The following is a 13,118-nucleotide window of genomic DNA, read 5'->3' as shown; positions in this document are numbered from 1 at the left end:
CACTATTCGATGCGAGGGTGCTGCTGCACCAGCAGCTTGCGCTTGGCTTCGAGCTCGGCGATCTGCGCGTCGATGTCCTCGATCTTCTGCTCGATGGTGTCGTGATGCTCCTGCAGCAGTTCGCGCGCCTCCTCGATGTCCGAGGCCGCCGGCGCCGCACCGCGCAGAGGCTTGTTGGCCGTCTCTTTCATCGACAAGCCCGTGGCCAGGCCGACCACGGCGATCACCATCAGGTAATAGGCCGGCATGTATAGGTTGTTGGTACCTTCTACCAACCAGGCGGCGATGGTCGGGGTCAGGCCGGCGATCAATACCGAGATGTTGAAGGCGCTGGCCAGGGCGCTGTAGCGGATGTGGGTGGGGAACATCGCCGGCAGCGTGGAAGCCATCACCCCGATGAAGAAGTTGAGCAGCACCGCCAGCATCAACAGGCCGGCAAAGATCACACCCAGCACGCCGCTGTTGATCAGCATGAAAGCCGGGATGGCGAGGACGAACAACCCCACGCTGCCAGCGATGATGAACGGCCGACGCCCGAACTTGTCACTGAGCAGGCCGATCATGGGCTGGACGAACAGCATGCCGACCATGATCGCGATGATGATCAGCACACCGTGGTCTTCGCTGTAATGCAGGTTGTGGGACAGGTAGCTGGGCATGTAGGTCAGCAGCATGTAGTAGGTGACGTTGGTAGCGATCACCACGCCGATGCAGGTCAGCAGGCTGCGCCAGTGCTGCGTGGCGACCTCCTTGAACGATACCTTCGGGCCCGAGGCCAGGCCTTCGCGGTCGCCCTGCTCGAGCTTGTCCACATGCTGCTGGAAGGCTGGAGTCTCTTCCAACGCATGGCGCAGGTAGAGACCGATGATGCCCAATGGCAGGGCCAGGAAGAACGGCAGGCGCCAGCCCCAGTCGAGGAACCGTTCTTCGCCCAGGAGGGTGGAGATGAACACCACCAGGCCCGCGCCGAGCACGAAGCCTGCGATCGAGCCGAAGTCCAGCCAACTGCCCAGGAAACCGCGCTTGCGGTCAGGCGCGTATTCGGCGACGAAGATCGACGCCCCGGTGTACTCCCCGCCCACCGAGAAGCCCTGGGCCATCTTGGCCAGCAGCAACAGGATCGGCGCCCAGATGCCGATCGAGGCATAGGATGGGATCAGGCCGATGGCGAAGGTGCTCAGGGACATGATCACGATGGTCGCGGCCAGGATCTTCTGCCGGCCGTAGCGGTCGCCCAGGGCGCCGAAGAACAACCCGCCCAGCGGGCGTATCAGGAACGGCACCGAGAAGGTCGCCAGGGCGGCGATCATCTGCACGCCGGGGCTGGCATTGGGAAAGAACACCTTGCCCAGGGCATAGGCGACGAACCCATAGACGCCGAAGTCGAACCACTCCATGGCGTTGCCCAGCGCGGCGGCGGTGATCGCCTTGCGCATCTTGGCATCGTCGACGATGGTGATGTCTTTCAAGCCGATCGGCTTGACGGTTTTTTTCCGTGGTTTCATGGCCAGTCCCTGTAGCTGAGCGAGTTCTATGGCATCAGATACAACGGGACGCTAAATAATTCCTCGTGAGGGCACACACCGTGCGCGGTGGGAGCCAACTGTCTTGAGTTGCTTGCCCCAGTCCTATCGCTGGCAAGCCAGCTCCCACAGGTACGGCGGTGTCGCTGAAGACAGCGCAGGCCTGGTGGTGGCGGGTTCTTGGCAAAGGCGGTTGTGGCGTTACCGACGCATTCGCGGGGCCAGCCCGCTCAGAAGACCCGTGATTTCTGTAGGAGCGGCCTTGTGCCGCGAAAGGGGCGCCAAGCGCCCCTGAAATCCTCAATGCCCAGCGCTCGGCAACTGCGCCCGCAAGAACCCCATCAACGCTTGCGCCGCTGGCGACAGGCTGCGCCCCTTGCGTGTCAGCATGCCGATCTGGCGCTCCACCTTCGGCTCTGCCAGCGGCAGGAATGCGAGTTTTTCGTTCTCCAAGGGAAACGCCAGGTACGGCAAGGTACTGACCCCTACCCCCTCCTCCAGCATCGCGATCAACGAAATCATGTTGGAGACGAACAGCCGACTGTGCTCCAGCAAACACGCCGCATCGGTGCCTTCGAGCAGCCGCGAGGTGCCATTGCGGATCATCGGCACGTCCTGCAGTTGCGACCAGTGCAGGGCACCGCCCACCGTCACCAGCGGGTGGTCAGCCCGGCACACCACCCCGACCTGGTCGTTGATGATCGACGTGAATTCGACCTGCTCATCCTCCATCCACAGGCTGCCAATACTGAAATCCACCTGCCCCTGGGCCAGCAACTGCTGAACGCTTTCGGCCGTGCCGTCCTGAATGCTCACCTGCACGTTCGGGTGCTCGGCCACGAAACGCGCCAGTGGCCCTGGCAACAAGCGACTGGCCACCGACGGTACGGTGGCGATGCTGACCTGGCCGATTTCGTGACGGGCCAGCAGCATGGCCTCACGGGCGATCCGGTCGTGGTGTTCGAGCAAGCCGCGAAACAGCGGCAGGCAATGCTCGCCGAAGGGCGTCAGCTCCACCCGGCCACCGCCCTTCTCCACCAAGGGCTGGCCCAGTTTCTGTTCGAGCTCGCGCACCGCCAGCGATATCGCGGGCTGGGTGCGGTAGGCCTGGCGTGCGGCGGCATGGAAACTCTTGAGCTCGGCCACCAGCACGAAATAGCGCAGCTGGGCGATCTTCAACTCGGGCAACATGGTTAGCGATCCTTATCAAAGCATTTTTTTTATTAATTTTTATTTGCACCATATTGCTCGCATGATGGAAGCCAGGCAAACGGAGGCTTTCATCCATGTCACTCAACACCTACAAGAACTACATCGATGGCCAGTGGTGCGAAGGCCACGCCACCATCGACAACCACAGCCCCTCGGACACCCGCGACCTGATCGGCCGCTACCACCAGGCCAGCGCTGAGCAGACCCACCAGGCCATCCAGGCCGCCCGCGCCGCGCAGCCACGCTGGGCCGCGACCGGCCTGGAAGCCCGCCAGCAAGTGCTGATGGCCATCGGCGACGAGCTGATCGCCCGCAAGGCAGAGCTTGGCGAACTGCTCTCGCGAGAAGAAGGCAAGCCGCTGGCCGAAGGCATCGGCGAGGTCCACCGCAGTGGCCAGTTCTTCCACTACTATGCCGCCGAGGTGTTGCGCCAGATGGGCGAGACCGCCGCTTCCGTGCGCCCCGGCATCGACATCGAAGTGCACCGCGAACCGGTTGGCGTGGTGGGCATCATCACCCCCTGGAACTTCCCCATGGCCACCGCCGCCTGGAAGATCGCCCCGGCCCTGGCCTTCGGCAATACCGTGGTGTTCAAGCCTGCCAACCTGGTGCCAGCCAGCGCCTGGGCGCTGACCGAGATCATCAGCCGCCAGGGCCTGCCGGAAGGTACCTTCAACCTGGTCATGGGCAGCGGCGCCAGCGTCGGTGAAACCCTCGTGCAGTCGGCCGACATCGACGCCCTGACCTTCACTGGCTCCCTGGAGACCGGTCGCCATGTGGCCATGGCCACTGCCGGCAACCTGGTGCGCTGCCAGCTGGAGATGGGCAGCAAGAACGCCTTGGTGGTGATGGACGACGCCGACCTCGACCTGGCGGTGGAATGCGCGCTCAACGGTGCCTTCTTCGGCACCGGGCAGAAGTGCACGGCGTCCTCGCGGCTGATCGTCTGCGAGGCGATCCATGACCGTTTCGTCGAGGCGCTGCGCCTGCGCATGCGCCAGCTCAAGGTCGGCCATGCCCTGCACGCTGGTGTGCAGATCGGCCCGGTGGCCGAAGCCCGCCAACTGGAACAGAACCTGGAATACCTGCGCCTGGCACAGGCCGAAGGCGCCACCCTGATCGAAGGCGGCGAGCGCCTGCAACTGGAAACCGACGGCTACTACATGCGTCCGGCGCTGTTCATCGACAGCCGCAACGACATGCGCATCAACCGCGAGGAAGTCTTCGGCCCCATCGCCTGCGTGATCCGCGTGCGCGACTTCGAAGAGGCCATGGCTACGCTCAACGACACCCGCTACGGCCTCACCGCCGGCATCATCACCCAGTCGCTGCGCCACGCCAGCGCCTTCAAGCGCCGCGCCCAGACCGGCTGCGTGATGGTCAACCTGCCCACCGCCGGCACCGACTACCACGTGCCGTTCGGCGGCCGCAAAGCCTCGAGCTTCGGCCCGCGCGAACAGGGGCAATACGCCCGCGACTTCTACACCGTGGTCAAGACCACCTACCTGCGCCCCTGAAAGGAATACTCGCCATGCACGACCTTTTGATGATCGACGGCCTGCAGTATTCCAACTGGAGCCCGGAGATATTCCAGCAAATGCAGGCCGGTGGCCTGAGCGCGGTACACGCCACCATCGCCTACCACGAGAACGCTCGCGAAACCCTGTCGCGCCTGGGCGAATGGAACCGCCGTTTCGAAACCTGGCCCGAACTGATCCGCCCGGTGCGCACGGCCAGCGACATCCGCCTGGCCCACGAGGAAGGCCGGGTGGGGATCTTCTTCGGTTTCCAGAACTGCTCGCCGATCGAGGACGACATCGCCCTGGTGGAGGTCTTCCGCCAGTTGGGCGTGTTCGTCATGCAGCTCACCTACAACAACCAGAGCCTGCTGGCCAGCGGTTGCTACGAGCGCGAAGACAATGGCATCAGCCGCTTCGGCCGCCAGGTGATCGCCGAGATGAACCGGGTTGGCATGTTGATCGACATGTCCCACAGTGCCGAGCGCAGCACCCTGGAGGCCATCGAGCTGTCCAGCCGGCCGGTGATCATCTCCCACGCCAACCCGTCGAGCTTCCATGCCGCCAAGCGCAACAAGTCCGACGCGGTACTGCGTGCCATCGCCGAGTCCGGCGGGCTGCTGGGCTTCAGCACCTACCCCTTCCACCTCAAGGGTGCCTCGGAATGCAGCCTGGAGAGCTTCTGCGACATGGTCGCGCGCACCGCCGACCTCATGGGCGTGGAGCATATCGGCATTGGCACCGACCTGTGCCAGGCGCAACCACTGGCCGTACTGGAATGGATGCGCAACGGCCGCTGGAGCAAGGAAAAGGACTACGGCGAAGGCTCCAAGGACAACGCCAACTGGCCCGCGCCGCTGCCATGGTTCCGCGACAGCCGCGACTTCCCCAACATCGCCCAGGGCTTGCGCGCCCGAGGCTTCGCCGAGGAAGACGTGCGCAGGATCATGGGCCTGAACTGGTTGCGCCTGCTGGAAACCGCCACCACGGCGCAGGCCTGAGCCCACCGCACGGACAGCATCAACAATAACAACAATCGCAGGTTCCGGAGGCTTCATGAAAAACCCAACCACCCTGCAAGCTGAGGGCCAGGCCATGCGCCTGCCACTGGCACGCGACATCGACTGGCCACTGTTCTTGATCAGCGGCGGCTTCCTCGGCGCCTTCCTGCTCGCCGCGCTGATCGACATCGACGCCGTCTCGGCGTTGGTCAATACCCTGTTCGCCTGGTCGACCAAAGCCTTCGGCCTGTACTGGCAGGTCCTGATGCTGGCGACCTTCGCGGTCAGCCTGGCGATCGGCTTCTCCAGATGCGGACGCGTGCGTCTGGGTGGCGTCACCCAGCGCCCGGACATCAGCACCTTCAACTGGATCGCGGTGATCATGTGCGCCCTGCTGGCCGGTGGCGGCGCCTTCTGGGCTGCCGCCGAACCGCTGATGCATTTTGCCAGCCCACCACCGCTGTTCGCGGGCCTGCAGCCGCACAGCGAAGCGGCGGCCACCGCGGCCTTGGCACAATCGTTCGTGCACTGGGGCTTCTTGGCCTGGGCGGTGCTCGGCAGCCTGCTGGCAATCGTGCTGATGCATCTTCATTACGACAAGGGCCTGCCGCTGGCACCGCGCACCCTGCTCTACCCGCTGTTCGGCGAGCGGGCGCTCAAGGGCCCCATCGGCACCCTGGCCGACGCTGCCTCGATCGTCGCTGTGGTGGCCGGCACCATCGGCCCGATCGGCTTCCTCGGCCTGCAGATCAGCAGCGCCCTGCATGCCGTCTGGGGTGTGCCCAACGGCATTCTCACCCAGTCGATCACCATCGTCCTGGTCACGCTGATGTACACCGTCTCGTGCCTGGTGGGGCTCAAGGGCATCCGCTTCGTCAGCGAGATCAACGTGTGGCTGATGCTTGGCCTTGCCGTGTTCATGGTGGTCTTCGGCCCGACGCTGTTCATCCTCGGCGGTTTCCCGGCAGCCTTCGCCCTGCACGTGGAGCACTTCATCCCAATGACGATGTTCCGCGCCGACCCCAAGTGGCTGGACTGGTGGACGGTGTTCTACTGGGGCTGGTTCATCGGCTACGCACCCATGGTGGCGCTGTACGTCGCGCGCATCTCGCGGGGCCGCACCATTCGCGAGATCATCATGACGTTGTCGATCATCGCCCCGCTGGTGACCATGTTCTGGTTCACCGTGGTCGGCGGCGCCGGCATCGGCCTGGAGCTGCAGACACCCGGCATCGTCACCGCCCATGGCTCACAGCCAGAAGACCTGCTGCTGGGCGTGACCCAGAACCTGCCGCTGGGCGGCCTGGTCAGTGCGCTGTTCCTGTTCCTGAGTTTCATCTCGGTGGCCACCAATGGCGATGCCATGGCGTTCACCGTGGCGCTGGCGATGTCCAGCACCGACAAACCGAAGAAATGGCTGTGCGGCTTTTGGGCCATCGGCATGGGCCTGGCGGCGGTGGTGCTGATCACCATCGGCGCGGGCGGCGTGACGGCCCTGCAGTCCTTCATTGTCATCACCGCGGTGCCGGTGTCGCTGGTGATCCTGCCAGCGCTGTGGGATGCGGTACGCATCGCCCGGCACATGGCCCGCGAACAAGGCGTCTGAACATGAGGCATCCAGGTACAACGACAATGTCCAACACCGTGCTTGCAACGCCCACGCTGCGCCCCGCCAGCCAGGTCATGGACCTGGCCCGGCTGGGCAGCCACTTCCAGAGCCCGCTGAGCTTCGTGCGCAGCAGCATGCGGCGGATGATGAACCAGCACTGGCAGGTCCGGCGCAGCCGCTTCGACCTCGATGCAGAGGGCTTCGGCACCGCCATCTATCGCATCGACACACCGAACGCCCATTACCATTGCGTGCTGTTCTCGGCCTACCTGCCGCCGGAGAAACGCAGCGACCGGGTGATCGCCGACCAGTGGGACGTGACCTTCGTGCTGGTGGCTGGGGATGTGGACGAGGCACAACTGGCCGACCTGCAACGCAACGTACCGCTGCAGGAGGCCGGGCGCTTCGATGCCCGAGTGCTGGTGCTGTCGCGGGCCAACCGCAGCCTGCGCAATTTCGACCGTTTCCTGACCGCGCTGGCCGAAGGCAGCCAGCCAGACCCACGCCAGCTGGCCGAGGTCGGCTACCTCTACCGCACCACCGCCGTCTACGGCAATGGCAAATTCGGCATCGCCGACTTCGCCTGTTTGCAGGGCAACCCGGACTTCGACCAGCCATTCGCGGCGCAGATGTTCACCGTGTATCTGCTGCGCCACTTCAGCATCGAGCAGATCGAGCACATGGCCCAGGCGCTCGACCCGCAACGGGCGGTGAAGCTGGCCCCGGCGCTGCAACGTTACCTGGGCGTCGGCAACGCCACCGGGCTGGGCATGGCGCCTTTCCTGATCAACCACCCGCAACTGGTGGAACGCTGGATCAGCGTGCGCGAAACCGCACTGGCCCAGGTGCTGTCGCAAGCGGCCGAACCCGCCCACCTGGCGCGCCTGCACACGCTGCTGCAGCGCGCCCACCAGCACCTTGCCCAAACCTTGACCGACGACCCTCGCCAGCACGCGCAAAACCAGTGCACCCTGACCGAGCTTACCGCCCTGGCCGAATGGCTCGAACGCCAACCGGCGAGCGGCGACCTCTGGCCTCGCCTGCTGGCATGGAGCGAGGCCCATGGCGGCCTGGGTTGCCAGGAGCTGTTGGTCAGCCTGCTGCTGGAGCTGTACCCCGAACAGGTCACGCCCCTGGCCGACCAGATGGGCGTGGCCGAAGCCTGGCGGCTGGATGCGCAGATGCCCCTGGTGCAGCTGCGCGAGCTGATCGAGCAGCAGTACGGGTGGGCCCTGGCCTATGACTTCGGCGACGTGGAGGCCGAGCATTTCTTCTGGTATCGCTCGGCTGAAAAAGAAGAGCCTCGCCTCGGCATGCGCGCCGAGGAGCCGGGTGCCGAGAAGGAAATGCAACTGGGCATCGCGCGCAATCTCCAGCGCTGCCACGCGGCCGTGCTCGAACACCTGAGCACCCAGCCCCAGGCGCTGACCGCGCACTTCTTGATCGCCCAGCCAGCGTTCAAGGGCACGGTGCGCCGCCTGCAAGGCATGGCGCAAACCCGTTACGGCGAGATCCGCGCCAACCTGCTGGCCCGCGACATGCTGCCGATTCACCTGCTGCGCTGCAAACTGGCGTTCTTCGGTGCGGGCAAATTCGACCCCAAGTCCAGTCGCTGGGTGCGCATCACCCTGTTCCAGGGCGCGCCGCTGGTCAGCGAGATCGGCCAACCGTTTGCCGACGACTGGAACTTCGCAGTCATGCCGCAAGGAGGCCTGTGAACATGCGTGTATCGCTCAATGAAATCCAGGTGATGTGCCGCAAGGCCTTCGAAGGCATGGGCTTTGCCGGCGGCGATTGCGAAGATGCCGCCGACTTGGTTGGCTGGCTGCACCTGCAAGGTCTGGATGGCCTCGGCACCCTGGCCAAAGCTCTGGACTACCTGCAACGGGAGGCCGACCGCCCCTACGCCTTGTGCTACGAGGACAGCGCCGTGCTGGTGATCAATGCCCAAGGCCAGAGCGTGCTGCGCTGCGCTGCGACTGCGGTGGAGCTGGCGCTGGGCAAGGCCTTGCGCACTGGCCAGGCGCTGTTGCGCATCCATCAGTGCCACAACCGCCTGTTGCTGCTGGGCTACCTCAGCCGGGCCGCGGAGCTGGGGCTCGAGGTGCAGGCCCGCTGGGGCGATGCCCGCCAGCAACATGTGGCGAGCTTCGCCGCCGGTGCCATCCGCCCTGCGCTGCACAGCGACGAACACGCCGTCTCTACCGCGCCCGAACAGTGCATCACGGTGCTGTTCAACCGGCCTGCCCGGCACACCGAGCCAGTAGCCATTCCACCGGCCCTGCCCACCGAGGGCTTCACCGTCAGCGAGCAGACCTGGCAACGGCTCAAGCAGCTGGCCGAACACATCCTGGTCGAAAGCACCGAGGCCTCGCGCCGGCATGGCGCCGGTGGCGGCAGCGATACCGACTGACCGCGCCCACCTTTTCAGGAACCGACCCATGAAATACGCCATCAAGACCGACCTGTTCGCCTCAAAGGCCCCGCTGGAATGGGCCGTCGTCGGCAACGGCACGCTCTATACCGCGCAGATTCCCATCGACGCCCAAGGCCAAGTGGTCGCCGGCGGCATCGAAGCCCAGACCCGCCAAACCCTGGACAACCTGCGCCACACCCTGGAGGCTGCGGGCAGCTCGCTGGACGCCGTGACCCAGGTGCTGATCTACGTCACCGACCGCAGCTACCTGGCCACGGTCAATAGCCTCTACAGCCAATATTTCCAGGCGCCCTACCCCAACCGCGCCGCGGTCGTGGTGGCCGGCTTGGCACGCGAGGAAATGTTGGTGGAGTTGGTGGTGTACGCCTGCCTGTAACTGCGCGAGCCTTCTCGCGGGACAAGCCCACTCCCACAGGTACGGCGGTGTCTCTGAAAACAGCGCAGGCCTGGTGGGAGCCAACTGTCTTGAGTTGCTTGCCCCGGTCCTATCGCTGGCAAGCCAGCTCCCACAGGTACGGCGGTGTCTCTGAAAACAGCGCAGGCCGGGTGGGAGCGGGCTTGTCCCGCGATGGGGTCTGAAAAAACAACCCACGAACCCGCTCTGAAGAGACAAATCACGCACCCCATGGACCGATCGCGCACTCATCGTTGCCACCCGGGATCAATGCACTAACACCGGTCGACGATCACGCTAATAGTGGCTGGCCTATCACCCAACAACGAGGCTAGCTCCGTGTACCCACGTGTCCTTTGCTCCCTGTCCCTGTTGTCCCTCGCCATTTCCGCCGCCCATGGCGCCGAGCCGCTCGATACCCCGCGCCTGGTGGGCATGGACAACTTTCGCGACATCGCCGGCACCACCACCGCCTACAGCACCGCCCATGACGGCACCCTGCGCGCAGGGGTGTTCTATCGCTCCAATGCCGTGACCCCGACCGCCTCGGACCTGACGGCCTTGGAGCGCCTCGGCATCGGCACGGTATTCGACCTGCGCACCCCCAGCGAGATCGCTGCCACCCCCGACACCCTGCAGGCCGGTGCGGCCTACCGGAACATCGACATCATCGGCAACAACACCTCTGGGGCCAACATCACCGACATGGTGTTCCACAGCGCCGCCGAAGCCGAAGCCATGATGAAGGAGACCAACCGAGCCTTCGTCTACGATGCCGGCATGCGCAGCCAGTACACCGTGCTGTTCAACGAGCTGGCCCGCACCGAGGACGCGGCGCTGTTCCATTGCACCGCCGGCAAGGACCGCACCGGCTGGACCGCTGCGCTGTTGCAGAGCATCGCCGGTGTCGACGACGCCACCATCATGCAGGACTACCTGGCCACCAACGCCTACACCGCCGAGCGCATGGCGGCGATCCTCGATTCGCTGCCGCCGAGCCTGGCCGAAATCTACGGGCCGTTGATCGGCGTGGAGGCCAGCTACCTACAGGCAGGGCTGGACGAGGTGAAGGCGCGCTACGGCAGCATGGATAACTACCTCAAGCAAGGCCTGGGCCTGTCCCAGGAAACCCTCTACGTCTTGCGCGGCAAGATGGTCCGCTTCAACAGCCTGCCCGGCCAGGCTGGCCTGCAAGGCAACGCCGCGGCAGGCGCGCGGCTATTGCAAGGCCTGCAGGACAGCAGCCTGTCGGGCACCTACAGCGCCTACAACTACTACCTGCAATCGGCCATCGATGCCGGTACCCTGGGCGGCGTCGAGGCCACCGTCGGTGGCCAGGTACACGCCGATGCTGCCAGCTACCTGCTGCGCCAGGGCACGATGATCGAACAGGCCAGCGCGCCCTTCGCCAGCGGCACGGACCTCAAGGTCGGCCAGACGCGGCTGTGGAGCACGGCCCTGGCCAGCTACCTGGGCACCGACGGCTCGTCCCATGCACGCAGCAGCAACGAGCACAGCCAAGGCTTGATGGTCGGCCTGACACAGCGCTTTTCCGAACAGCTCAGCGCCCATGCAGGCTTCGGCTACAGCCGCGGCAACGTCGGCGGCGCCGGTGGTGATGCAGACACCGACCTGACCTTTCTCAGCGCCGGCGCACGCTTCGCGCCGGGCAGCCTGGAGCACGGGCTGTTCATCGAGGCCGATGCCCATGCCGGCTGGTTCGACTACCAGAGCAAGCGCGACCTGGGCAACGGCCTGGGCCAGGCCAAGGGCGACAGCCATGGCAACCTGACCGGGGCCGGCCTGGCGCTGGGCTATCGGATGCAGGCGGGCACTCTGATGCTGGAGCCAAGCCTTGGCGTGCGGGTCAGCCACGTGGACCGCTCCGGCTTCACGGAGAAAGGCAGCGAGCTGGCGCTGGAGGTGGACAGCCTCCAGGAAACCCGGCGCAGCGCGGTGGCCAACCTCCAGGGTACCCTGGCGCCGCTCGAGCTGAGCGGCGGCTGGCAGTTGATGCCGGGGTTCACGCTGGGATACGAGCATGTGCTGGGCGATCACCAGGTCGACAGCGAAGGCCACCTACTCGGGCTGGATATCGAACAGCGCGCCGCGTACGACAACCGCGACCTGTTCAGCGCCGGGGTCAGTGCGATGGCCACCCTCGGGGCGTTCAGCGTGGGAGGTGAAGTGGCAGCTGGCGGTGGCAGTGACAGCCATGGGGTAAGCGGGAGCCTGAAGGCCAGTTACGCATTTTGAATGTGTGGGGCTGCTGCGCAGCCCATCGCGGCGCAAGGGGCGCTCCCATAACGGGTGTACACGACCCGTAGGAGCGGCCTTGTGCCACGAAAGGGGCGCTCAGCGCCCCAACTGCCTACCCTCTGCGCCGAACTTGCGCCGGGCTCACGCCATAGGCCTGCTGGAAATACTGCGCGAACCGCCCGGCATTGCTGAAGCCATGACGCAATGCCACCTCGGAAACCGAAACCGGCTCCCCATGCAGCAATGACTCATACGCCCGCTCCAGGCGCACCTGCCGCTGGTAGTCCACGATCGAACACCCCAGGAACCTGCGAAACCCCTGCTGCAACGCACGCAAGCTGACGTTGGCCAGGGCCGCCAATTCCGTGCCGCGGGTCGCGCTCGACGGGTTGGCGCGAATGCAGTCCATGGCCAACTTCACGTGCCGCGGCGCGATCTGCGGCAGAGGCCGGCGCAAGGCTTGGCTGTGGTTGTGCGGCCAGGCCTCGAGCACCGCGTCGACCAGCATTTCCTGCAAACGCACCGGCATCAACGCACCGGCATGGATCAGTTGATCGAACTCGTTGCCGGTGGCCAGTTCGAGCAGGGCGCGAATGCCTTGGCAGGCGGCCATCTCCAGCTCCACCAGCGGCTCGAAGCGGATCGGCTGCAACACTGGCTTGCCCAGCAACACCGCCAGGCGCTCGGTGATCAAACTTCGTCGGATCGACATGCCGCACTGGGCATGGCCGTCGATGAAACGCAAGGTACGCAACGCCCTTTTCTCGATGGCCAGGCCCATGCCCGGCAGCCCGATGGTTTCATTCTGGAGACCGAACACCACCTTTCCCGCGCTGGGCAGCACGAAAGTGATTTCGTCCTGCGGGTCGGTGAAGGTGACGCAACAATCGCCCTGGTACTGCATGCGGCGAAAGCTGACGCCTCCATGGCGACCGTAGACACCGCCGATGAGCAGGTCGTCCGACAGCACCAGCGAGTCGGCATAGAGGTTGTCGAACATACGCGAGAACAGTGCGCCGAAGGCCTCGCTGTGCATGTCCTGGGAGCGGAGGATGATCTGTTTGCGGAGCGTGCCGGTATTCACCTTCAGGGCCACCTTTTTGTTGTTGGACGCAAAAGCGCCTGGACCTTACCAAGGGTGCATGACAGCGGCATGACCCCTGCGC

At 65.1% G+C, this 13,118-nt stretch carries 10 protein-coding genes; 7 read left to right on the top strand and 3 right to left on the bottom strand.

The window, feature by feature from the left end:
- Positions 1-2: 2 nt before the first annotated feature.
- Positions 3-1,505: a glycine betaine/L-proline transporter ProP gene (gene proP, locus ACNFG0_RS00365; RefSeq protein WP_196143293.1), complete on the bottom strand. Its 1,503-nt coding sequence runs from the start codon at positions 1,503-1,505 to the stop codon at positions 3-5.
- A gap of 318 nt (positions 1,506-1,823) precedes the next feature.
- Positions 1,824-2,714 (bottom strand): LysR family transcriptional regulator, encoded by an 891-nt coding sequence (locus ACNFG0_RS00360; RefSeq protein WP_196143294.1) that lies wholly within the window; start codon positions 2,712-2,714, stop codon positions 1,824-1,826.
- 95 nt (positions 2,715-2,809) lie between these two features.
- On the opposite strand from ACNFG0_RS00360, the gene ACNFG0_RS00355 reads away from it, so the two are divergent.
- The 7 genes from ACNFG0_RS00355 (at position 2,810) to ACNFG0_RS00325 (ending at position 11,949) form a co-directional block, all read left to right on the top strand.
- A complete protein-coding gene (locus tag ACNFG0_RS00355; RefSeq protein ID WP_416763738.1) occupies positions 2,810-4,252 on the top strand; it encodes an aldehyde dehydrogenase family protein in 1,443 nt (480 codons plus the stop codon).
- Between the two features lie 14 nt (positions 4,253-4,266).
- Complete coding sequence (locus ACNFG0_RS00350; protein ID WP_196143296.1) at positions 4,267-5,253, top strand: dipeptidase; 987 nt, start codon at positions 4,267-4,269, stop codon at positions 5,251-5,253.
- A 55-nt stretch (positions 5,254-5,308) separates the two neighbouring features.
- Entirely contained in the window at positions 5,309-6,859 is a 1,551-nt protein-coding gene (locus tag ACNFG0_RS00345) for a BCCT family transporter (protein WP_196143297.1), read from the top strand.
- 26 nt (positions 6,860-6,885) lie between these two features.
- Entirely contained in the window at positions 6,886-8,580 is a 1,695-nt protein-coding gene (locus tag ACNFG0_RS00340) for a hypothetical protein (RefSeq protein ID WP_416763737.1), read from the top strand.
- 2 nt (positions 8,581-8,582) lie between these two features.
- Positions 8,583-9,275 (top strand): DUF3726 domain-containing protein, encoded by a 693-nt coding sequence (locus ACNFG0_RS00335; RefSeq protein WP_416763736.1) that lies wholly within the window; start codon positions 8,583-8,585, stop codon positions 9,273-9,275.
- Positions 9,276-9,303: 28 nt separating this feature from the next.
- On the top strand, positions 9,304-9,675 hold the full coding sequence (locus ACNFG0_RS00330; protein ID WP_196156709.1) for a RidA family protein: 372 nt from the start codon (positions 9,304-9,306) through the stop codon (positions 9,673-9,675).
- A gap of 357 nt (positions 9,676-10,032) precedes the next feature.
- Positions 10,033-11,949, top strand: coding sequence for a tyrosine-protein phosphatase (locus ACNFG0_RS00325; protein WP_416763735.1), 1,917 nt, complete (start codon positions 10,033-10,035; stop codon positions 11,947-11,949).
- A gap of 115 nt (positions 11,950-12,064) precedes the next feature.
- Here the strand turns inward: ACNFG0_RS00325 and ACNFG0_RS00320 are convergent, their stop codons facing one another.
- The gene (locus ACNFG0_RS00320) at positions 12,065-13,036 is read right to left on the bottom strand and encodes a helix-turn-helix domain-containing protein (protein WP_328307943.1); all 972 of its coding nucleotides are present in this window, start codon (positions 13,034-13,036) and stop codon (positions 12,065-12,067) included.
- Positions 13,037-13,118: the final 82 nt, after the last annotated feature.

The organism is Pseudomonas sp. NY15372 (assembly GCF_048068215.1).
In the GTDB taxonomy this organism is placed as follows: Bacteria; Pseudomonadota; Gammaproteobacteria; order Pseudomonadales; family Pseudomonadaceae; genus Aquipseudomonas; species Aquipseudomonas guariconensis_A.
The sequence above is the reverse complement of the archived record's forward strand: the minus strand, read 5'-3'. Positions and strand labels throughout refer to the sequence as shown.

Bases quoted from the DNA above. Each gene is read 5' to 3' on its own strand.
- proP (WP_196143293.1), bottom strand. From the start codon at position 1,505: ATGAAACCACGGAAAAAAACCGTCAAGCCGATCGGCTTGAAAGACATC.
- ACNFG0_RS00335 (WP_416763736.1), top strand. From the start codon at position 8,583: ATGCGTGTATCGCTCAATGAAATCCAGGTGATGTGCCGCAAGGCCTTC.
- ACNFG0_RS00340 (WP_416763737.1), top strand. From the start codon at position 6,886: ATGTCCAACACCGTGCTTGCAACGCCCACGCTGCGCCCCGCCAGCCAG.
- ACNFG0_RS00360 (WP_196143294.1), bottom strand. From the start codon at position 2,714: ATGTTGCCCGAGTTGAAGATCGCCCAGCTGCGCTATTTCGTGCTGGTG.
- ACNFG0_RS00345 (WP_196143297.1), top strand. From the start codon at position 5,309: ATGAAAAACCCAACCACCCTGCAAGCTGAGGGCCAGGCCATGCGCCTG.
- ACNFG0_RS00355 (WP_416763738.1), top strand. From the start codon at position 2,810: ATGTCACTCAACACCTACAAGAACTACATCGATGGCCAGTGGTGCGAA.
- ACNFG0_RS00350 (WP_196143296.1), top strand. From the start codon at position 4,267: ATGCACGACCTTTTGATGATCGACGGCCTGCAGTATTCCAACTGGAGC.
- ACNFG0_RS00330 (WP_196156709.1), top strand. From the start codon at position 9,304: ATGAAATACGCCATCAAGACCGACCTGTTCGCCTCAAAGGCCCCGCTG.